This window comes from Pseudomonas sp. LBUM1644, from assembly GCF_059716195.1.
Window position 1 is genome coordinate 4,820,095 of record NZ_CP166812.1, and the last position, 20,813, is coordinate 4,840,907.

Consider the following 20,813-nt stretch of genomic DNA (forward strand, 5'->3'; position numbering starts at 1 on the left):
TGTGATAGGGTTCGCGCCCTTAAAAATCCGCACGGCTGTTTTCAATCATTGAAATTCGCTGAAAAACGGTCCGCTCCAGCAGCGTCGCGGCCTACACGCCGGTTCCCTGTTTCACACACAATTTACGCACAGGTTTATCCACAGGTAGTACGTTGCAACACCCTCCAAAACGCATTATCTTGTACCCCGGCGCCAAAAAAACCCTACATGTAGGGTTTTAAGCCAAAAACCAAACACAAACCGGACACCTATTTCAAGCGCTTTATTAGCCTCTGTCCGGTTGAACCAAACGTATTTTCTAAAGACCAAACCGCGCGTGCGGATGGCTACTGTTCTTGAGCCGAAAACGGCGCTGACGGTACGGGTGTTGCAGTCAATTGCTGCCACCCAAAAGGATCCCGGTGTCAGGCTCAAAGCCTGGGACCAAAGACTTCGGCATGGAAGCGGCGCCCCAATAGCCCCCTTCCTGATCTGTCCCGAAGTTGGTATGCCCGGCCCTGCCGGTTGTAGTGCTTCAGGACGGAACGGTGGGCACCGTGATGGTGCCCAAACAAACATAGAGAATGTGGAGACACTCCCCCATGCAAACCGACACAACTCGCGAGAACCCGCAGGGCACCTTGCCGCAGGCCGCTGATTCGACTTCGGATCTGTCCGCCACCGCGCCTGGCCAGCTGCGCGTGATCAAGCGTAACGGCACTGTCGTTCCTTACACCGATGACAAAATCACCGTCGCCATCACCAAAGCGTTTCTCGCAGTTGAAGGCGGCACCGCTGCCGCTTCGTCGCGAATCCACGACACCGTTGCCCGCCTGACCGAACAAGTCACCGCGACCTTCAAGCGTCGCATGCCATCGGGCGGCACCATCCACATCGAAGAAATCCAGGACCAGGTTGAACTGGCCCTGATGCGTGCCGGCGAGCAGAAAGTAGCCCGCGACTACGTGATCTACCGCGACGGCCGTTCGAAACAACGCGCCGCCCACGCCCCGGCAGAAGAAGCGGTCAACGCTCACCCATCGATCCGCATCACCCGCGCCGATGGCACTTTTGCACCGCTGGACATGGGTCGCCTGAACACCATCGTCACCGAAGCGTGCGAAGGCCTGGAAGAAGTCGACGGCGACCTGATCCAGCGCGAAACCCTGAAAAACCTGTACGACGGCGTGGCCCTGACCGACGTCAACACCGCCCTGGTGATGACCGCCCGTACCCTGGTCGAGCGTGAGCCGAACTACTCGTTCGTCACCGCCCGCCTGCTGATGGACACCCTGCGTGCCGAAGGCTTGAGCTTCCTGGAAGTCGCTGAAAGCGCGACCCACCACGAAATGGTCGACCTGTACGCCAAGGCCCTGCCTTCGTACATCGCCAAGGGCATCGAATTCGAATTGCTGAACCCGGTCCTGGCCACCTTCGACCTGGAAAAACTCGGCAAGGCGATCAACCACGAACGCGACCAGCAGTTCACTTACCTGGGCCTGCAAACCCTGTACGACCGTTACTTCATCCACAAGGATGGCGTGCGTTTCGAACTGCCGCAGATTTTCTTCATGCGCGTGGCCATGGGCCTGGCGATCGAAGAGAAGAACAAGGAAGACCGTGCGATCGAGTTCTACAACCTGTTGTCGTCCTTCGACTACATGTCCTCGACCCCAACCCTGTTCAACGCCGGCACGCTGCGTCCACAGCTGTCGAGCTGCTACCTGACCACCGTACCGGATGACCTGTCGGGCATCTACCACGCGATCCACGACAACGCCATGTTGTCGAAATTCGCGGGCGGCCTGGGCAACGACTGGACGCCGGTTCGTGCGCTGGGCTCGTACATCAAGGGCACCAACGGCAAATCCCAAGGCGTTGTGCCGTTCCTGAAAGTGGTGAACGACACCGCCGTCGCCGTTAACCAGGGTGGCAAGCGCAAAGGCGCTGTCTGTGCCTACCTGGAAACCTGGCACATGGACATCGAAGAGTTCATCGAGCTGCGCAAGAACACCGGCGATGATCGTCGTCGTACCCACGACATGAACACCGCCAACTGGATCCCTGACCTGTTCATGAAGCGCGTCTTCGATGATGGTCCGTGGACCCTGTTCTCGCCTTCCGAAGTGCCGGACCTGCACGACCTGACCGGCAAAGCCTTCGAAGAGCGTTACGAGTACTACGAAGCACTGTCCCAGTACCCGGGCAAGATCAAGCTGTTCAAGACCATCCAGGCCAAAGACCTGTGGCGCAAAATGCTGTCCATGCTGTTTGAAACCGGCCACCCATGGCTGACCTTCAAAGACCCGTGCAACCTGCGTAGCCCGCAGCAGCACGTTGGTGTGGTCCACAGCTCGAACCTGTGCACCGAGATCACCTTGAACACCAACAAGGACGAGATCGCCGTTTGCAACCTGGGCTCGATCAACCTGCCGAACCACATCGTCAACGGCAAGCTGGACACCGCCAAGCTGGAACGCACCGTGAACACCGCAGTCCGCATGCTCGATAACGTGATCGACATCAACTACTACTCGGTGCCACAAGCGAAGAACTCCAACTTCAAGCACCGTCCGGTCGGCCTGGGCATCATGGGCTTCCAGGACGCTTTGTACCTGCAGCACATCCCTTACGGTTCCGACGCTGCCGTCGAGTTCGCCGACAAGTCGATGGAAGCGGTCAGCTACTTCGCGATCCAGGCTTCCTGCGACCTGGCTGACGAGCGTGGCGCCTACGAGACGTTCCAGGGTTCGCTGTGGTCCAAAGGCATCCTGCCGCTGGATTCGCAACAGATCCTGATCGAGCAACGTGGCCAGAAGTACATCGACGTTGACCTGAACGAATCCCTGGACTGGGCACCGGTTCGCGCCCGTGTACAGAAAGGCATTCGTAACTCCAACATCATGGCCATCGCACCGACCGCGACCATCGCCAACATCACTGGCGTATCGCAGTCGATCGAACCGACCTACCAGAACCTCTACGTGAAATCGAACCTGTCGGGCGAATTCACCGTGATCAACCCGTACCTGGTTCGCGACCTGAAAGCCCGTGGCCTGTGGGACTCGGTCATGATCAACGACCTGAAGTACTACGACGGTTCGGTGCAGCAGATCGAGCGCATCCCGCAAGAACTCAAAGAGCTCTACGCCACCGCGTTCGAAGTGGACACCAAGTGGATCGTCGACGCGGCAAGCCGTCGCCAGAAGTGGATCGACCAGGCTCAGTCGCTGAACCTGTACATCGCTGGCGCTTCGGGCAAGAAGCTGGACGTGACCTACCGCATGGCCTGGTACCGTGGCCTGAAAACCACTTACTACCTCCGTGCCCTGGCCGCGACCAGCACCGAGAAGTCGACCATCAACACCGGCAAGCTGAACGCTGTTTCCAGCGGCGGCAACCACGGTGAAGACTCGGTCCTGGCAGCACCGGCCGGCCCTGCTCCAGTGCCAAAGGCTTGCGCCATCGACGAGCCGGATTGCGAAGCTTGCCAATAAGCTGAGCCGGTAATACCAAACCCCCGACAGCCCCCTGGCTTGTCGGGGGTTTTCTTTTGCCCTCTCTTTAAGATCAAAAGATCGCAGCCTTCGGCAGCTCCTACAGGGGCATGCGATTACCTGTAGGAGCTGCCGAAGGCTGCGATCTTTTGACCACAAAAAAGCCCCTCTTTCGAGGGGCTTCTTGTCAAGCGCTACAACCCAACAACATCAAGTCATCTGAATGATGGTCTGCATGATGGTGCTTTGAGTGGAGATGGTCTTCGCGTTCGCCTGGTAGTTGCTCTGCGCCTTGATCAGGTCGACCAGTTCGTTGGTCAGGTTGACGTTGGACTCTTCCAGGGAGTTGGAGTGAATCTCGCCCAGAGTGCCGGTTTGCGGCGCATCGTAGCCTGGGATGCCGGAAATGTAGGTTTCCTTCCAGCTGGTGCCACCAACCGGCTGCAAGCCTTGTTCGTTGGTAAAGCTCGCCAGGGAGATCTGGCCGATAGCCTTGGTCTGGTTGTTGCTGAAGTTGGCCAGCAACACACCGCTGCCGTCGATGGTCAGGTTAGTGATCTGGCCGGTAGCGTAGCCATTCTGCGCAGGAATCGAACGCGCGGTGTCGGCGTTGAACTGGGTGGTGTTGGCCATGGCAATGGACACGCCTGCCGGGTTGGCGGCCGCACCGTTGGCTGTCCAGACGCCGCCGGTCACAGTGCCTGGTGTCCAGTTGGTGATCTTCAGATCGCTGCTGATGGTAGGCGCAGGTGTCGGAACGGTCGGCGGAATAGTGACCGGTGCCGGTGTGCTGACCGAAAGCAGCTTACCTGACGTGTCGAACGTCATGGTCGAAGGGACCGGCGCATTAGCCGCAATAGCAGGGTCGCTGCCATCCGGGTTGCGACCATCGATCAGGGTGTAGGTATCCCACGTGTTGCCTGCAGTCTTGACCATGAATTGATCCATGGTGTGCTGGTTGCCCTGCGTATCGAAAATCGGGGTGCTGAACTGCTTGGTGAAGGTCGCGGGCTTGGTCGGATCGAACTTGTTGGCCACCACGGCCTGATCGATTACATCCGCCGAGGAGTTCAGGTTGATGGTCGACGACACAGAGCTGGTCGATTTCGGCGCCAGGTTGGAGGTGTCGATACGCAGGTCGGTCAACACGCCATTGACGATCTTGCCATTGGAATCCACACCGTAACCTTGCAGACGAGCAGAGTAGTCGGTGTTGGTGATGTAACCGTCCTTGTCGACCTTGAACGTACCGGAACGGGTGTAGGACAGCGAACCACTGTCGTTCAGCACGAAAAAGCCGGAGCCGTTGATGCCCATGTCCAGCACGTTACCGGTGTTGTTGATGTCACCCTGGGTGAACTGCTGGGACACGTTGGCCAGACGCACGCCGTTACCAACAGTCTTGCTGCCGGTGCCCAGCTTGGTGGCCGAGTAAACGTCTTCGAATTCTGCACGGGACGACTTGAAACCGGTGGTCGCGACGTTGGCGATGTTGTTGCCGGTAACGTCCAGTTGTTTGTTGGCTGCATAGAGACCGCTAAGGCCGATATTGAAAGACATATTCCACTCCTTTGTGCCGGTTAGTCGGCTCTATATACCAATGGTTTGAACTTTGGACAGGGCAATGCTGCCCAGCCCGGCCAGGTTGAGCATCAGCTCACCGCCCGTCTGGCTGATGGTGACGCTGTTGACGGTCGCCGGCAGATTGGTGACCAGCGATACCGCCTGGCTGTCGATGGTGGTCGACGCAGTAAAGGTGTAGGTGCCCGGTGCGGCGGTGGTGCCCGCATCGTCCTTGCCGTCCCAGATGAAACTGGCATTGCCGGCGGACTGACTGCCCATATCGATGGTGCGGACAACCTTGCCGTCCTTGTCCGCAATCTTGAGGGTGACCCCGGCCACCGAACCTGGCACCACGACCGAGCCGTTGAGGCTCTTGGACGTGTCGACCACTGCCTTGTCGCCCGGCGCGATGACCGAACGGCCCACCAGCGACGAAGCCTGCAAGGCCTGGGACGAGTTGTAGTTGCCGGCAATGCCGCTCACCGTGTCGTTGAGCGTGGTGATGCCTTCCAGACTACTGAACTGCGCCAACTGGGCGACGAACGCACCGTTGTCCTGCGGTTCGAGCGGGTTCTGGTTTTTCAGCTGGGTGACCAGCAATTGCAGGAACGCGTCCTTGCCCAGGGACTGTTTGCCCGTGGCACTGTTGGTCGCCGACGCCAGGCCGTCGGCGCTGGTGTTGGTCTTGACTGAGGAGTTGGCCAGGATGTCGTTGAGGCTCAAGCTGCTGGTGGTATCGGTAATACTCATGAAAGTCGCCCCTTATCACTGACCGAGGGTCAGGACCTTCTGCATCATGGTTTTGGCGGTGTTCATCATTTCGGCGTTGGTCTGGAACGAACGGCTCGCGGAAATCATGTCAGCCATTTCTTCCACCACGTTGACGTTCGGGTAGTAGACGTAGCCCTTGGCGTCGGCCGCCGGATGGTTCGGCTCATAGCGCGCTTCAAGGTTGCTCTGGTCTTCGACCACGCCAAGCACTTGTACGCCTTGACCGGCCGCGTCCTGGCTCTGGAACAACGAATCGCTGCCGCCGCTCTGGCCGCCCTGGAACATGGTGGCGAACACCGGGTGCCGCGCACGATAGGTCTTGTCGATGCTCGACGAGACGGTTTCGGCGTTGGCGATGTTCGAGGCCACGGTGTTCAAGCGAGTGGTCTGGGCACTCATGCCGCTACCGGCAATGTTGAAAACACTGGATAGAGACATGGCTTACTCTCCGCGAAGGGCTGACACCAGCCCTTTGAATTTGCTGTTGAGCAGGGTGAAGCTGGCCTGGAAGTTGACCGCGTTTTCCGCGTAGTTCGACTGCTCCAGTTGGGCGTCCACGGTGTTCTGGTCGATCGACGGTTGCATCGGCGTGCGATACAGCAGCGACTCGTCGCCATTGCCCAGGCCTTCAGCTTCGATATGGCGGCTGTTGGTCATGTTCAAGGCGAAAGTACCGTTCTTGGTTTTCTCGTTCTGCTCGGCGAGCACTTTCGAGAAGTCCAGATCCCGAGCCTTGTAGTTCGGGGTATCGGCGTTGGCGATGTTGTTGGCCAGGACTTCGGCACGCTGAGCGCGGAAGCCCAGGGCTTGTTCGTGGATACCGAGCGCTTTATCGAAACTGATGCTCATGCCGGGAAACCTTCGGGTGACCTGATTTTTCGTAGGTTGAACATAGCAAGCGGCGTGCCAATTCAAAAAAGCCCATAAACCGTGGCTTTGCGGGCGGTGGCAACGCGGCAATGCCAGAAAAGCGGCAACCGTTTTCCGCCGCCTGCCGCTTTTCTGCCGCTTTCCCCTCCTCCCTGTAGAAGCTGCCGCAGGCTGCGATCTTTTGATCTTGATCTCGCTCTTAAAAATACAAGATCAAAAGATCGCAGCCTGCGGCAGCTCCTACGTGATGCAAGTGCGGCAGGCAAAAAAAAACGGGAGCCTTGGGCTCCCGCTTTTTTTTGACTGCCGCACTTGCATCACTTCGCCTGGTAAATAATTCCCGGGCTGCACTGGACCATCTGGTAGTGGTCCGGCAAACCGTTCAGCGCTTCGGACGCGCCGAGGAACAGATACCCGCCCGGCTTCAACGTGCTGTGGATGCGCAACAGAATGTCTTTCTTCACCTCGGCAGAGAAGTAGATCAATACGTTGCGGCAGAACACGATGTCGAACTTGCCGAGGCTGGCATAGCTGTCCAGCAGGTTGAACGAACGAAAGTCCACCCGACTTTTGATCGGTGCCTTGATTGCCCAGCGGCCCGGCCCTTTCGGGTCGAAGTAACGCTGGAGGCGCTCGGGCGACAGACCCCGGCCGATCGCCAGGCTGTCGTACTCGCCGGTCTTGCAATTGGTCAGCATGGTGCCGGACAGGTCAGTGGCAACAATCTGCACACCCATCTTCAACTGACCCAGGTTGACCCGTTCGAACTCATCGATGGACATCGACAGCGAATACGGTTCCTGACCCGATGAGCACGCCGCCGACCAGATCCGCAGACGCTGGCCAGGGGCCGCCTTGATCGCTTCGGGCAACACCTTGTTCTTCAAGACTTCAAACGGATAGGTGTCACGAAACCACAGGGTTTCATTGGTGGTCATGGCATCCACCACCATTTCGCGCAAACCGCTGCGCGGCTGGGTCTGGATGCGCTGGACCAACTCACCCAAAGACTTGATGCCCTGCTGTTCCATCAGCTTGTTGAGACGGCTCGAGACCAGGTACTGCTTGTTTTCACCGAGCAAAATGCCACAGGCTTTTTCCAGAAATACCCGGAATTGTTCGAAATCCAAATTACCCGTAGACAATGATGCCGCCTCTTAAATCGTGTTTATCACCAGGAGCAGAAGGCCCCTAGCTGATGTCTGCTGCTTTGATCCGGTCGACTACCCGGGATGCCAGGTCATCAGGACGGAATTTGGCAAGGAAGTCATCGGCTCCGACTTTCTTGACCATCGCCTGATTGAATACGCCCGACAACGAAGTATGCAGGATGATATGAAGCTTTTGCATGCGAGGGTCGTTGCGGATCTCGGCCGTCAGGGTGTACCCGTCCATTTCCGGCATCTCAATGTCGGAAATCATCATCAGGAACTCTTCTTCCGGCTTCTTGCCCTCGTCGACCAGCTTGCGCAGGTAATCCAGCGCTTGCTTGCCGTCGTTCAACGCCACCACTTCGACGCCGACCGTCTGCAGGCAACGGGTGACTTGCTTGCGCGCCACCGACGAGTCATCGACCGTCAATACTTTCAGGGACAGCGCCTTGTGCTGGGTTTCGACATCCACCACGCCCACCGAAATCGCTTCCGGTGTCGGCGCCACTTCTGCCAGCACTTTCTCGACGTCGATGATTTCGACTAACTGATTGTCGACCCGAGTCACAGCCGTCAGGTAATGGTCGCGCCCCGTGCCCTTGGGTGGCGGATGAATCTCCTCCCAGTTCATGTTGACGATACGTTCCACCGACCGCACCAGGAAACCCTGGGTCTTGGTGTTGTACTCCGTGATGATCACGAAAGGATTGCTTTGATCCTTCAGCGCGCCGGAACCGGTCGCCATCGCCAGATCCAGAATCGGAATGGTCGCCCCCCGGATGTTTGCCACACCGCACACGACAGGACTGGACTTGGGCATCAGGGTCAGCTTGGGGCATTGCAGCACCTCGCGAACCTTGAACACATTGATCCCGTAGAGCTGCTGGCCGTCGAGACGGAACAACAACAGCTCAAGGCGATTCTGCCCCACCAGTTGCGTGCGCTGGTTTACCGCATCCATTACCCCAGCCATGCACAGACTCCTACACCAACGCTTAAGTGTGTTGCGACGCACCTTCATCACTAAACGGCACGGCGCTTGCTTTTTAACTCTTATGAACACAGAACCGACATTTTTTCGACGCCTGACATCAAACTTGCGCAAAGTGCTTTGCGCGATGTCGGCCGTTTGCCTGTTCAACGCTGGCAGCCCTGCCCTTGCTGACGCGGTTACCTTGCCTGACATGCTTATCGGCGTCACTCAGGGCTTTCTTGAATTCACCGTAGAGGACTATCTGGCTACGAGTCAAACGGAAGGCCGTTACGAAATCGAAGTCAACCAGCTTGATCCGCGTCTGCGCATGCCCATGTGCGACAAGGAATTGACAGCCACCCTCGAGAGTCCGGCCAAGCCACTGGGTCGGGTTACGGTCAAGGTTCGCTGCGAGGGGGCGTCACCCTGGACGGTCTTCGTACCCGCTCAAGTGCGCCTGTTTCGCGACATTGTGACCACCACCCGCCCCCTGCGCCGCGCCGGCATTATCGAACCTCAAGACGTGGCGCTGCGCGAGCGCGACATCAGCCTGATCAGCCAGGGCTACCTGACGTCGGTCGACCAGGCGATCGGGCAAAAATTGACCCGACCAATGGTCGCCGACCAAGTCATTACCTTGGTGCACATGGAACAGGCGGAAGTGATCAGCAAGGGTGACCAAGTGGTGATTACCGCGCGCAGTGGTACGCTCAGCGTGCGCATGCCGGGGGAAGCATTGTCCAACGGCGGTTTGCGTGAACAGATCCGGGTGAAAAACCTCAACTCCCAACGGGTGATCAAGGCGCAAGTCATCGCGCCGGGTCAGGTGGAAGTGGCCATGTAGGGCTTTCTGTTGGTGTGGATGTGGCGAACAGACCGACTGTTCCCTAAACTGTGCCCCATGCAGGGCAAGCGTTGACGCGCGCAAGCTCATTGATAATTGGGCCTAAAGTTTTTCCGGGTATGGCCGAAAACATGGCAAGCGTCCAAATACCCAGAGGTTTTTTATCATGGTCATCGATTTCAGCCGGTTGAACAGCTCCTCGTCACTTACCGGTGGTACACGTACCAGCGCTGCCAAGGACACTGCCGAAGCCGGCAAATCCGCGCCGCTGACTACCCCGGCCGAACAGGCCAGTACCGTCAAGAGCGGGGAATCGGTACATTTCAGCGATGAGGCTCAACAGTTGCAGAAGGTCACTGACAAGCTGCGCGATCAGCCTGCCGTCGACAACGCCCGCGTGGCCGAGTTGAAAGCAGCGATTGCCGATGGCAGCTATAAAGTCGACAGCAACCGTGTAGCCAGCAAACTGCTCAACTTCGAAGCCCAGCGCTAGGCCAAGGCCGGCGCCAGGCTTTTGGACGCTTAAAACCCAAGGCCAGCCATGCACGACACTAATTTACTGCAACTGATCACCGACGACTTTGCTCCAGCGCAACAATTGCTGGCGTTGCTGCAGACCGAGTCACTCGCGCTGCACGGTCGGGAGATGCAACTGCTAGAAGAAATTCTGGCGCAGAAACAGGCATTGATCATCTTGCTCGAGCAGCATGGCCGCAAGCGCAGTGAAATTCTCGCCAGCCTGAGTCTGCCTGCCAATCGCAATGGACTGGAGCAACTCGCCAGCCATTCGAGCATCGGTGACCAGCTGCTGGAGCAGAGCGACGTGCTCACGCAACTTTTGGCCCAGTGCCAAGCCATCAACGTCAACAATGGCCAATCGATCCTGGTACAGCAGGCCGCCACGGCCAATCAGCTGAAAATCCTCACCGGCGGCGAACCGCCAGCGCTTTACGACGCCCGTGGATCAACCTCCAAGCTTGCCATGCCACGCCCGCTCAGTCAGGCTTAAGTCCATCCGATGAGCTTGCCCTATCAAGACGCGTCACATGCTGGCAATATGATGGCCAGCCGCAGTCATATTTTGTGTGGAGATTGATGAACCGTGTCTAATGCCTTAACCGCGGAAGATACTCCGCAGCCACCCAAGGTGCTCGCGACGCCCATGGAAATCGCTGGCAACCTGCGGCAGCTGCAGGAAAGCCATGACCCGCTGATCATCACGTTCCACGAGCGCAACCAGCGCTTCCAGACTTATCTGGTAGACGTCGACCGTGAAAACAACATGATTGCCCTGGATGAAATGGTGCCCCGCGACGGCGAGCGCTATTTGCTGGCCGGCGAATCGTTCCGGATTGAAGGGTTTCATGACGGTGTGCGCATTGCCTGGGAAAGCAACGCGCCACTGAGCATCGACGAGTCCAATAACACCCGCTGCTATCGGGGCCCTCTGCCCGACGAAGTCGTCTACCACCAGCGTCGCAATGCCTTCCGGGCTGCGTTGAAGCTTGCGCAACTGGTCGATGTCGAGATCGGTGGTGAGAAACTCAAGTCACCTATCGGCGGCAAGCTGCTGGACATTTCCGCGACCGGTTGCAAGTTGCGCTTCGAAGGTGACATCACTGGCCGCCTGCAACTGGGTCAGGTCTACGACCGCTTCATGGCCTCCTTGCCTTTTGGCAACATGACGGCGCCGGTCGAATTGCGGTACTTGCACTTCGAAGAAAAAATCTCCACGACGTTTGCCGGCGTACGCTTTCACAACATGAGCGGGCTGGTACAGCGTCAGGTCGAGCGCTTCGTCTATCAGCTTCAGCGCGAAGCACGGCGCTTTGACAAAGACGACATGTAATAAAATCCTTCAATGAAAACGGGCAGTCCCTTACGGTGACTGCCCGTTTTTTTATGCCCTGGATTCAGGGCCTCGCCTCGGTAAAGCTTTGCTCGCGCCCCGCGTCAGGGTCTTTCGGATCCGAATCGGCGTCGGGCTCTGACTCGGGTCCCGACTCAGGCTCAGGCTCGGGGTTGATCGGGTTCTGCATCTGATCGTGTACCACTTGCTCGTCGACACGCGGGTCAAGGCACGCCACCAGCGGCGAACTCGACATACTGTCCGGCATGGCCACGTGATGCAGCGGTGCGTCGTCGACCTGATGCAGGTTGGTGACCGCTTTCGGGCGGATCCGCCACACCAGCACCAACGCGAAAAAACTGAAGAACGCATACAGCATATGACTGCCGAACAGCTTCATCAGCACCCCGGCCACCAACGGCCCGATACTGGCGCCGACGCCGTAGGTCACCAGCAGCATTGCGGTCAGGGACACGCGACGATCGCCTTCGACGTGGTCATTGGAGAAGGCCACCGCCAGCGGATACAGGCAGAACATGACCAGCGAACACACAAACCCGGCGATGAACAATATCTCCAGTGACACCTGTTGCATGATTGCCAACGGCAACGCAGCCACGGCCAGGACGGTCGCAAAACAGCGAATCAACAACGCCCGATCATAACGGTCGGACAGCCAGCCCAACGGCCACTGCACCATCAGCCCGGCGAAAACGCAGCTACCCATGAACAGACCGACCTGCTCCGTGGATAACCCTTGCTGAGAGGCATAAAGCGGCGCCAGACCGTAAAAAGAACCAATGATCAGCCCTGCCCCCAGCACCGTGCTCAACGACTGCGGCACGCGCTTGATGAAGAACCGCGGCTCCATCGGCGCGGGATGCAGCGGTGCCGGGTGAATCCGGCGAGTCAGGGCCACCGGCACCAGGCACAGCGCGAAGCACAACGCGACCAGCATCAACAGTTCCAGGCCCAGCGCCGGGTGCATGACCAAAATCAGCTGACCCAGCACCAGCCCCAGGTACGAGGCGATCATATAGCCGCTGAACACCGCCCCGCGCTGTGAGGCTTCGGCCTGCTCATTGAGCCAGCTTTCGATGACCATGTACTGGCACATCATGCCGAGGCCGACGATGACCCGCAGGAATATCCAGGCCGGCAGCCAGTCGATCAGGCCGTGACCAAGCACCGCTGCACCGACAATCCCCGCGCAGGCCGAGTAGGCTCGAATATGCCCGACCCGGGCAATCAAACGGTGACCGATCTTGCCGCCCAGGACGAGACCGAAATAGTTCGCCGCCATCAGCGCGCCGACCCACAGGCTGTCGACGTGATCAGCCGCCAGGCGCAAGCCCAGGTAAGTACTCAGCAAGCCAGAGCCGATCAACATCATCAGCGAGGCAAAATAAAGCGCTCGAAAAGGTTTCCAGATTTGGCGCATCGGCGTTCCGAGCGGCTCCTTGCAGTGAGAAACGGACTAATCAAACGATAGCCCGAAGACGAAGGTTCGTCAGGCCTGGGCGGCGAGGACACGTCGCTCCCAGGGAGTAATTTCATCGAAGAAACTGGTCAACTCCATGGTCTTCGAAGCGACGTAGCCTTCGATGAACTCCTTGCCGAACAGTTCCTTCGCCAATTGGCTACGTTTCAGACGCTCAAGGGCGGCATGCAAGGTACACGGCAATGAAAGATTGTCCGGCACTTCGAATTCACCCTGGATCGGCTCGCTCGGCTCCAGTTCGTTGACGATGCCATACAACCCGGCTGCCAGGCTCGCTGCAATCGCCAGATACGGGTTGGCATCGGCGCCCGGCAAACGGTTTTCGACCCGACGAGCGGCCGGCGAACTGGCGGGAATGCGCAACCCGGCGGCGCGATTATCGTGGGACCAACAGGCATTGTTCGGTGAGGCGAACGGATGGCACAGACGCTGATAGGAGTTCACGTTCGGCGCGAAGAGGGCGGTGAAGTCCGCCATGCCAGCCTGCAGGCCACCGATGAAGTGACGGAAGGTCGCGGTCGGCTGGCCGTCCTCGTCGCTGAACACGTTACGGCCGGTGCCGATGTCGACGATGCTCTGGTGAATATGCATCGAACTGCCCGGTGTATGTGCCAGCGGCTTGGCCATGCACACCACCGTCAATCCGTGCTTGAGTGCGACTTCTTTCAGCAGGTGTTTGAACAGGAACGTCTGGTCGGCCAACAGCAACGGATCGCCGTGCAACAGGTTGATCTCGAACTGGCTGACACCCATCTCGTGCATGAACGTGTCGCGTGGCAAACCCAGTGCGGACATGCATTCATACACTTCACTGAAGAACGGCCGCAAACCGTTGTTGGAACTGACGCTGAATGCCGAATGACCTTCCTCGCGGCGACCATCCAGACCGACCGGTGGCACGAACGGTTGAGTCGGGTCGGTATTGGGCGCAAAGATGAAGAATTCGAGCTCGGTTGCCACCACGGGTGACAGACCGAGCGTGGCATAACGGGCGATCACGGCCTTGAGTTGGCCGCGTGTCGAAAGACGAGAGCTCTCACCGGTCAATTCATCTGCATCGCAAATGGCGAAAGCTCGTGACTGCTCGCTCCAGGGCAAGCGATGGATTTGCGCTGGATCGGGGACGAGGGCGAGATCGCCATCATCACTCCCGTAAAAGCGCGCTGGCGGATATCCGCCCATGATGCATTGCAGCAGCACACCCCGCGCCATCTGCAAGCGCCGCCCTTCGAGGAACCCCTCGGCGGTCATCACCTTGCCCCGGGGTACTCCATTCAAATCCGGCGTGACGCATTCGATCTCATTGATGCCCGTCAATCGCTGCGCGAGTGAGCCCTGGCCGTCGGTAGTCATGACGCAATCCTTGTTGTTGTACGAGCCGCGAACGGCGACGCGTACAAAATAGGCTCCGCGTGTTCGGAATATCAAGCACCCCACACAAAGAATTCACGCCCCCCCCCTGTAGGAGCTGCCGCAGGCTGCGATCTTTTGACGTTGCTTTTTAAAAACAAGATCAAAAGATCGCAGCCTGCGGCAGCTCCTATAGGGGAAGTGTTCGTCAGGGGAGGTAGAGGCTGAATTTTCCGCCGCCCAAAGAGCCGCCATTGCTGATTTCGGTGCGTCCGCCCACACCATTACGCTGATGCAGCGCGGCAATCCGCCCGGCGAAGTACAAGCCCAGCCCGGTACTGCCCGTGCTGTGGTTGATGCCCTGCACGTAATCAGCCTGACGCTCGATCATCTCGGGCGAATAACCCTCGCCATCATCGTTGATGGTCAAGACCAACTGCCCGGCCTCGTCACTGACGGTAATCAGCAGCGCGTGGCGGGCGTAACGGATGGCATTGTTGATGCTGTTGCCCAGCACCGAGGCGACCAGTTCCCGGTCGAAAAAGCCCAGGGGGCTCAACGGGTCCACTTCATAGGTTGCGATGATCCCGCGGCTGGCAAAGACCTCTTGATGGGAGGCCAGTTGCGCTTCGATGAAATCGTCCAGCTCGTGGTAAGCCGGCTGCAACGGCATCTGGTTGACGCCCAGTTTGTACAAGCCCAGTAACTGCACCAGCATGCCATTGAGATGAGCGAACTCGTACTCGATGACGCCCTGCTCGGGACTGTGGTGCTCAGGATCGGGTAAACGTGCCAGCCACTGGCTGTGGGCCTGCATCAGCATGGCCAGCGAGTTCTTCATGTCGTGCACGGTGGAGGCAATCACCGTCGAAAAATCCAATGCGGGGTTGTCCTGGCTCATCCACCGAACGCCTTGATTTTCAGTTTTTGGTAGCGCGGATAACGCGCGTCGGTGTCGGGCATCATGCCGACCAGTTTCAGGCAAGCCCTACATTCTTCCATTTCGGCCGAAGGCACACGGGTGTCAGTGCCATGGAGCAGCGACTGCGCCATGTTGAGCGCGATGCTGATGTTTTTCGGCTGCATCGCCAGGGCTTTGCGAAATACCGCGCGGGCCTCCGGCAAGTTACCGGACTTGTACACCCGTACGCCTTGACGGTTGAGGTCGGCGGCCATGTTGCTGGAACTGAGAATCGCCGGGTCATCGGTCAATTTGGCGATCCCTTGCATCACCACAGGATCGTCACCATAAATTTCCGCACAGCTTTTCAACATAGACGCTCCAGCGCTCGCCTGGCCGAGCATTTGCAACTGCTTGGCCACCAACAGCGCCGCTTCGGGGCTCATGAATTGCTCCATGCCATCGAGGCGCATCATCGCCTGTTCGGTGAGCTTTTCGGCGGTTTCAGCATCGTTGAGCAGCAGACTGGTGGCTTTCATCAGCCGCGCACGGATCTGCAAACCTGGATCGCTCGGATTCTCCTTGGCCACCATACTGAGGGTCGTGTTGATTTCCAGTCGCGTGCGGGTATCCAGACCTTTATCGCTGCCCTTGCTGATTAACGCGTGAGCCAGGCCCAAGTTGCTTTCGGCGTCCTTGAAACGTGACTGCGCGCCCTGCGATACGGCTTGGCGATAAGCCTTGGAGGCGGTTTCGAAATCTTCGTTGGACATCGCCAGTTTGCCCAGCAGCGCTTGCCGGCGAACCGCCAGCGGCGACAGGCGAATCGCCTCTTCCAACACTTTTTGGGCGGCCTTGGTGTCCCCCTCGACGACCAGCACGTCGGCCATACCGTCGTACAGCGCCGGCATCATCGGAAACACTTTAAGGGCTTTTTCGTAAATGCCTTTGGCCTGACTGACCTGGCCGCGCTTGAACAGCAACTTGCCCAATCCGGCAAACGCCCACGGCAAAGGGCGGTCAGCAATAATGCTGTCGTACAGACGCTCCAGTGCTTCGTTCTGATTCAAGTCGCGCAACGCGTCCGCGCGATAACGCAGGCACAGCGGTGAATATCGGATGTCTTTCTTGCACAACTCGATGCAGGCGTTGAGCACCTCGAGTGGCTTGCCCCGATCGAGTGCTTGCAGGATAGGCTTGAGCAGGTTCTTGCGTTGCTCCAGCCGATCCAGGCGCTGGGCCAGGCCGGATCGGTTGAAGGGTTTCGTCAGGTAGGCATCAGGTTCGTGCTCCAGGGCGCTGAGCACCATGGCCTGGCTCGTCTCGGCGGTGACCATGACGAATACGGCCTCGTGGCTGATGAGCTTTTCGATCATCAGGTCTTCGAGTACCTGCTGGCCGTTCTTCTTGCCATCCCCCAGGTGAAAATCCTGCAGGATAAAATCGTAAGACTTTTGCGAGCACATGCGCAGCGCCTGCTCACCGGTATCCGCGGTATCGACGTCCTTGATGCCCAACTCCCGGAGCATGGACCTGACGGAACTGCGGAAATCCGAGAAATCGTCGACGATCAGAAAGCTCTTTTGGTGATACGACAGCATCGAAGATTTCCAGGCAAATTAAGTAGAAGACCATGACCGTTCGGGTTATCGGCCAGAAGTACCATTCCCTTGAGAACTCCTGCTACGCAAGCACCCTCTAAATGTGCGAAATCCTCCAGATGTTCCACTTCGCGCTGCGCCCTGGCGGCTTCCTGTTCCTTGAGAGGTCCGAAAGTGCTGACGCTTGTCACGAGCTGTTTGCCCCGGTGGATAAACGCAACCGGATCTTCCGCGCCAAGACCGGCACCGCCGCTCCGGCGCAGGCAAACTTTCCTGCGGGCAAAACAAAACCCCTACCTGCATACGCAGATAGGGGTTTCGGAATTTAATCTTGACGATGACCTACTCTCACATGGGGAAACCCCACACTACCATCGGCGATGCATCGTTTCACTGCTGAGTTCGGGATGGGATCAGGTGGTTCCAATGCTCTATGGTCGTCAAGAAATTCGGTAGCCAGGTCGTTCTCCTTGCGGATCACGCTCCAGCGAATGGGTATGTGATAGATCTTGGTGCTTTGTGAGTATCTCGAACTTTCGGTTCGTTTCGTCTTCACACACCGCAATCTGGCCTCTTTCGAGTTCACAAATTGCTTGGGTGTTATATGGTCAAGCCTCACGGGCAATTAGTATTGGTTAGCTCAACGCCTCACAGCGCTTACACACCCAACCTATCAACGTCGTAGTCTTCGACGGCCCTTCAGGGGACTCAAGGTCCCAGTGAGATCTCATCTTGAGGCTAGTTTCCCGCTTAGATGCTTTCAGCGGTTATCTATTCCGAACATAGCTACCCGGCAATGCCACTGGCGTGACAACCGGAACACCAGAGGTTCGTCCACTCCGGTCCTCTCGTACTAGGAGCAGCCCCTCTCAAATCTCAAACGTCCACGGCAGATAGGGACCGAACTGTCTCACGACGTTCTAAACCCAGCTCGCGTACCACTTTAAATGGCGAACAGCCATACCCTTGGGACCGGCTTCAGCCCCAGGATGTGATGAGCCGACATCGAGGTGCCAAACACCGCCGTCGATATGAACTCTTGGGCGGTATCAGCCTGTTATCCCCGGAGTACCTTTTATCCGTTGAGCGATGGCCCTTCCATACAGAACCACCGGATCACTAAGACCTACTTTCGTACCTGCTCGACGTGTCTGTCTCGCAGTCAAGCGCGCTTTTGCCTTTATACTCTACGACCGATTTCCGACCGGTCTGAGCGCACCTTCGTACTCCTCCGTTACTCTTTAGGAGGAGACCGCCCCAGTCAAACTACCCACCATACACTGTCCTCGATCCGGATAACGGACCTGAGTTAGAACCTCAAAGTTGCCAGGGTGGTATTTCAAGGTTGGCTCCACGCGAACTGGCGTCCACGCTTCAAAGCCTCCCACCTATCCTACACAAGCAAATTCAAAGTCCAGTGCAAAGCTATAGTAAAGGTTCACGGGGTCTTTCCGTCTAGCCGCGGATACACTGCATCTTCACAGCGATTTCAATTTCACTGAGTCTCGGGTGGAGACAGCGCCGCCATCGTTACGCCATTCGTGCAGGTCGGAACTTACCCGACAAGGAATTTCGCTACCTTAGGACCGTTATAGTTACGGCCGCCGTTTACCGGGGCTTCGATCAAGAGCTTCGCGTTAGCTAACCCCATCAATTAACCTTCCGGCACCGGGCAGGCGTCACACCCTATACGTCCACTTTCGTGTTTGCAGAGTGCTGTGTTTTTAATAAACAGTCGCAGCGGCCTGGTATCTTCGACCGGCATGGGCTTACGCAGTAAATGCTTCACCCTCACCGGCGCACCTTCTCCCGAAGTTACGGTGCCATTTTGCCTAGTTCCTTCACCCGAGTTCTCTCAAGCGCCTTGGTATTCTCTACCCAACCACCTGTGTCGGTTTGGGGTACGGTTCCTGGTTACCTGAAGCTTAGAAGCTTTTCTTGGAAGCATGGCATCAACCACTTCGTCACCCAAAGGGTAACTCGTCATCAGCTCTCGGCCTTAGAATCCCGGATTTACCTAAGATTCCAGCCTACCACCTTAAACTTGGACAACCAACGCCAAGCTGGCCTAGCCTTCTCCGTCCCTCCATCGCAATAACCAGAAGTACAGGAATATTAACCTGTTTTCCATCGACTACGCTTTTCAGCCTCGCCTTAGGGACCGACTAACCCTGCGTCGATTAACGTTGCGCAGGAAACCTTGGTCTTTCGGCGTGGGTGTTTTTCACACCCATTGTCGTTACTCATGTCAGCATTCGCACTTCTGATACCTCCAGCAAGCTTCTCAACTCACCTTCACAGGCTTACAGAACGCTCCTCTACCGCATCACCTAAGTGATACCCGTAGCTTCGGTGTATGGTTTGAGCCCCGTTACATCTTCCGCGCAGGCCGACTCGACTAGTGAGCTATTACGCTTTCTTTAAAGGGTGGCTGCTTCTAAGCCAACCTCCTAGCTGTCTAAGCCTTCCCACATCGTTTCCCACTTAACCATAACTTTGGGACCTTAGCTGACGGTCTGGGTTGTTTCCCTTTTCACGACGGACGTTAGCACCCGCCGTGTGTCTCCCATGCTCGGCACTTGTAGGTATTCGGAGTTTGCATCGGTTTGGTAAGTCGGGATGACCCCCTAGCCGAAACAGTGCTCTACCCCCTACAGTGATACATGAGGCGCTACCTAAATAGCTTTCGAGGAGAACCAGCTATCTCCGAGCTTGATTAGCCTTTCACTCCGATCCACAGGTCATCCGCTAACTTTTCAACGGTAGTCGGTTCGGTCCTCCAGTTAGTGTTACCCAACCTTCAACCTGCCCATGGATAGATCGCCCGGTTTCGGGTCTATTCCCAGCGACTAGACGCCCTATTAAGACTCGCTTTCGCTACGCCTCCCCTATTCGGTTAAGCTCGCCACTGAAAATAAGTCGCTGACCCATTATACAAAAGGTACGCAGTCACCCAACAAAGTGGGCTCCCACTGCTTGTACGCATACGGTTTCAGGATCTATTTCACTCCCCTCTCCGGGGTTCTTTTCGCCTTTCCCTCACGGTACTAGTTCACTATCGGTCAGTCAGTAGTATTTAGCCTTGGAGGATGGTCCCCCCATATTCAGACAAAGTTTCTCGTGCTCCGTCCTACTCGATTTCATGACTAAGAGATTTTCGCGTACAGGGCTATCACCCACTATGGCCGTACTTTCCAGAACGTTCCGCTAATCTCAAAGCCACTTAAGGGCTAGTCCCCGTTCGCTCGCCACTACTAAGGGAATCTCGGTTGATTTCTTTTCCTCAGGGTACTTAGATGTTTCAGTTCCCCTGGTTCGCCTCTTAAGCCTATGTATTCAGCTTAAGATAACCATCTTATGATGGCTGGGTTCCCCCATTCAGACATCTCCGGATCAAAGTCTGTTTGCCGACTCCCCGAAGCTTTTCGCAGGCTACCACGTCTTTCATCGCCTCTGACTGCCAAGGCATCCACCGTATGCGCTTCTTCACTTGACCATATAACCCCAAGCAATCTGGTTATACTGTGAAGACGACATTCGCCGAAAATTCGATAATACTCAATTAAGAGCAACTCACAAATTTTACCTTAGCCTGATCCGTTACCAGTGAAAGTAACGTCCAGTCTATCTTTCTATCACATACCCAAATTTTTAAAGAACGATCTAATCAAAGACTAGAAATCAATATTCACGCTGGAATATTCATTTCTAAACTCTAACAGCAGAAGCAGTTAATGGTGGAGCCAAACGGGATCGAACCGTTGACCTCCTGCGTGCAAGGCAGGCGCTCTCCCAGCTGAGCTATGGCCCCATACAAAATTGGTGGGTCTGGGCAGATTCGAACTGCCGACCTCACCCTTATCAGGGGTGCGCTCTAACCAACTGAGCTACAGACCCAATTTCGAGCGCGTAACTGTTAGCGTTGAGCTATCAGCTTGGAGCTTAAAGCTGCTTCTATCGTCT

16 protein-coding genes, 2 tRNA genes and 2 rRNA genes are annotated in these 20,813 nt (G+C 57.0%); 6 read left to right on the top strand and 14 right to left on the bottom strand.

What is annotated here, in order from left to right; all coding sequences use genetic code 11:
- Positions 1 to 581: 581 nt before the first annotated feature.
- A complete protein-coding gene (locus ACA052_RS22020) occupies positions 582 to 3,476 on the top strand; it encodes a ribonucleoside-diphosphate reductase subunit alpha (protein ID WP_497646779.1) in 2,895 nt (964 codons plus the stop codon).
- 210 nt (positions 3,477 to 3,686) lie between these two features.
- Here ACA052_RS22020 and flgE read toward each other — a convergent pair whose 3' ends face one another.
- From flgE to ACA052_RS22050, 6 genes are all read right to left on the bottom strand, one after another.
- Positions 3,687 to 5,036 carry a flagellar hook protein FlgE gene (gene flgE / locus ACA052_RS22025; RefSeq protein WP_497646780.1) on the bottom strand — a complete coding sequence of 450 codons (1,350 nt, stop codon included), beginning with the start codon at positions 5,034 to 5,036 and terminating at the stop codon, positions 3,687 to 3,689.
- 30 nt (positions 5,037 to 5,066) lie between these two features.
- Positions 5,067 to 5,789, bottom strand: coding sequence for a flagellar hook assembly protein FlgD (gene flgD, locus ACA052_RS22030; RefSeq protein WP_497646781.1), 723 nt, complete (start codon positions 5,787 to 5,789; stop codon positions 5,067 to 5,069).
- Positions 5,790 to 5,804: 15 nt separating this feature from the next.
- Complete coding sequence (gene flgC / locus ACA052_RS22035) at positions 5,805 to 6,248, bottom strand: flagellar basal body rod protein FlgC (RefSeq protein ID WP_497646782.1); 444 nt, start codon at positions 6,246 to 6,248, stop codon at positions 5,805 to 5,807.
- Positions 6,249 to 6,251: 3 nt separating this feature from the next.
- Complete coding sequence (gene flgB, locus ACA052_RS22040) at positions 6,252 to 6,659, bottom strand: flagellar basal body rod protein FlgB (RefSeq protein WP_157714477.1); 408 nt, start codon at positions 6,657 to 6,659, stop codon at positions 6,252 to 6,254.
- Positions 6,660 to 6,997: 338 nt separating this feature from the next.
- Complete coding sequence (gene cheR / locus ACA052_RS22045; protein ID WP_497646783.1) at positions 6,998 to 7,825, bottom strand: protein-glutamate O-methyltransferase CheR; 828 nt, start codon at positions 7,823 to 7,825, stop codon at positions 6,998 to 7,000.
- A gap of 46 nt (positions 7,826 to 7,871) precedes the next feature.
- Entirely contained in the window at positions 7,872 to 8,804 is a 933-nt protein-coding gene (locus ACA052_RS22050; RefSeq protein ID WP_123432838.1) for a chemotaxis protein CheV, read from the bottom strand.
- An 82-nt stretch (positions 8,805 to 8,886) separates the two neighbouring features.
- Between ACA052_RS22050 and flgA the strand changes: the two genes are divergently transcribed.
- The 4 genes from flgA (at position 8,887) to ACA052_RS22070 (ending at position 11,497) form a co-directional block, all read left to right on the top strand.
- The gene (gene flgA, locus ACA052_RS22055) at positions 8,887 to 9,648 is read left to right on the top strand and encodes a flagellar basal body P-ring formation chaperone FlgA (RefSeq protein ID WP_497646784.1); all 762 of its coding nucleotides are present in this window, start codon (positions 8,887 to 8,889) and stop codon (positions 9,646 to 9,648) included.
- Positions 9,649 to 9,814: 166 nt separating this feature from the next.
- Complete coding sequence (flgM, locus tag ACA052_RS22060) at positions 9,815 to 10,141, top strand: flagellar biosynthesis anti-sigma factor FlgM (protein WP_497646785.1); 327 nt, start codon at positions 9,815 to 9,817, stop codon at positions 10,139 to 10,141.
- 48 nt (positions 10,142 to 10,189) lie between these two features.
- Entirely contained in the window at positions 10,190 to 10,657 is a 468-nt protein-coding gene (locus tag ACA052_RS22065; protein ID WP_497646786.1) for a flagella synthesis protein FlgN, read from the top strand.
- A 93-nt stretch (positions 10,658 to 10,750) separates the two neighbouring features.
- Positions 10,751 to 11,497, top strand: coding sequence for a flagellar brake protein (locus ACA052_RS22070; RefSeq protein ID WP_497646787.1), 747 nt, complete (start codon positions 10,751 to 10,753; stop codon positions 11,495 to 11,497).
- 64 nt (positions 11,498 to 11,561) lie between these two features.
- On the opposite strand, the gene ACA052_RS22075 is transcribed toward ACA052_RS22070, so the two are convergent.
- The 4 genes from ACA052_RS22075 to ACA052_RS22090 form a co-directional block, all read right to left on the bottom strand.
- The gene (locus ACA052_RS22075; RefSeq protein ID WP_497646788.1) at positions 11,562 to 12,938 is read right to left on the bottom strand and encodes an MFS transporter; all 1,377 of its coding nucleotides are present in this window, start codon (positions 12,936 to 12,938) and stop codon (positions 11,562 to 11,564) included.
- A gap of 69 nt (positions 12,939 to 13,007) precedes the next feature.
- On the bottom strand, positions 13,008 to 14,249 hold the full coding sequence (locus ACA052_RS22080) for a glutamine synthetase family protein (RefSeq protein ID WP_497650378.1): 1,242 nt from the start codon (positions 14,247 to 14,249) through the stop codon (positions 13,008 to 13,010).
- Between the two features lie 307 nt (positions 14,250 to 14,556).
- Positions 14,557 to 15,249 carry a sensor histidine kinase gene (locus ACA052_RS22085; protein ID WP_497646789.1) on the bottom strand — a complete coding sequence of 231 codons (693 nt, stop codon included), beginning with the start codon at positions 15,247 to 15,249 and terminating at the stop codon, positions 14,557 to 14,559.
- Positions 15,246 to 16,850, bottom strand: a complete 1,605-nt coding sequence (locus ACA052_RS22090) for a response regulator (protein ID WP_497646790.1) — start codon at positions 16,848 to 16,850, stop codon at positions 15,246 to 15,248. The genes ACA052_RS22085 and ACA052_RS22090 overlap by 4 nt, the downstream gene beginning before the upstream one ends.
- A gap of 101 nt (positions 16,851 to 16,951) precedes the next feature.
- On the opposite strand from ACA052_RS22090, the gene ACA052_RS22095 reads away from it, so the two are divergent.
- Positions 16,952 to 17,179, top strand: coding sequence for a hypothetical protein (locus tag ACA052_RS22095; RefSeq protein WP_497650417.1), 228 nt, complete (start codon positions 16,952 to 16,954; stop codon positions 17,177 to 17,179).
- On the opposite strand, the gene rrf is transcribed toward ACA052_RS22095, so the two are convergent.
- From rrf to ACA052_RS22115, 4 genes are all read right to left on the bottom strand, one after another.
- A 5S ribosomal RNA gene (gene rrf / locus ACA052_RS22100) occupies positions 17,180 to 17,295 on the bottom strand.
- A 159-nt stretch (positions 17,296 to 17,454) separates the two neighbouring features.
- Positions 17,455 to 20,346: ribosomal RNA gene (locus tag ACA052_RS22105) — 23S ribosomal RNA — on the bottom strand.
- A 239-nt stretch (positions 20,347 to 20,585) separates the two neighbouring features.
- Positions 20,586 to 20,661: transfer RNA gene (locus tag ACA052_RS22110), tRNA-Ala, on the bottom strand.
- Between the two features lie 9 nt (positions 20,662 to 20,670).
- Positions 20,671 to 20,747 (bottom strand) — tRNA-Ile (locus tag ACA052_RS22115).
- Positions 20,748 to 20,813: the final 66 nt, after the last annotated feature.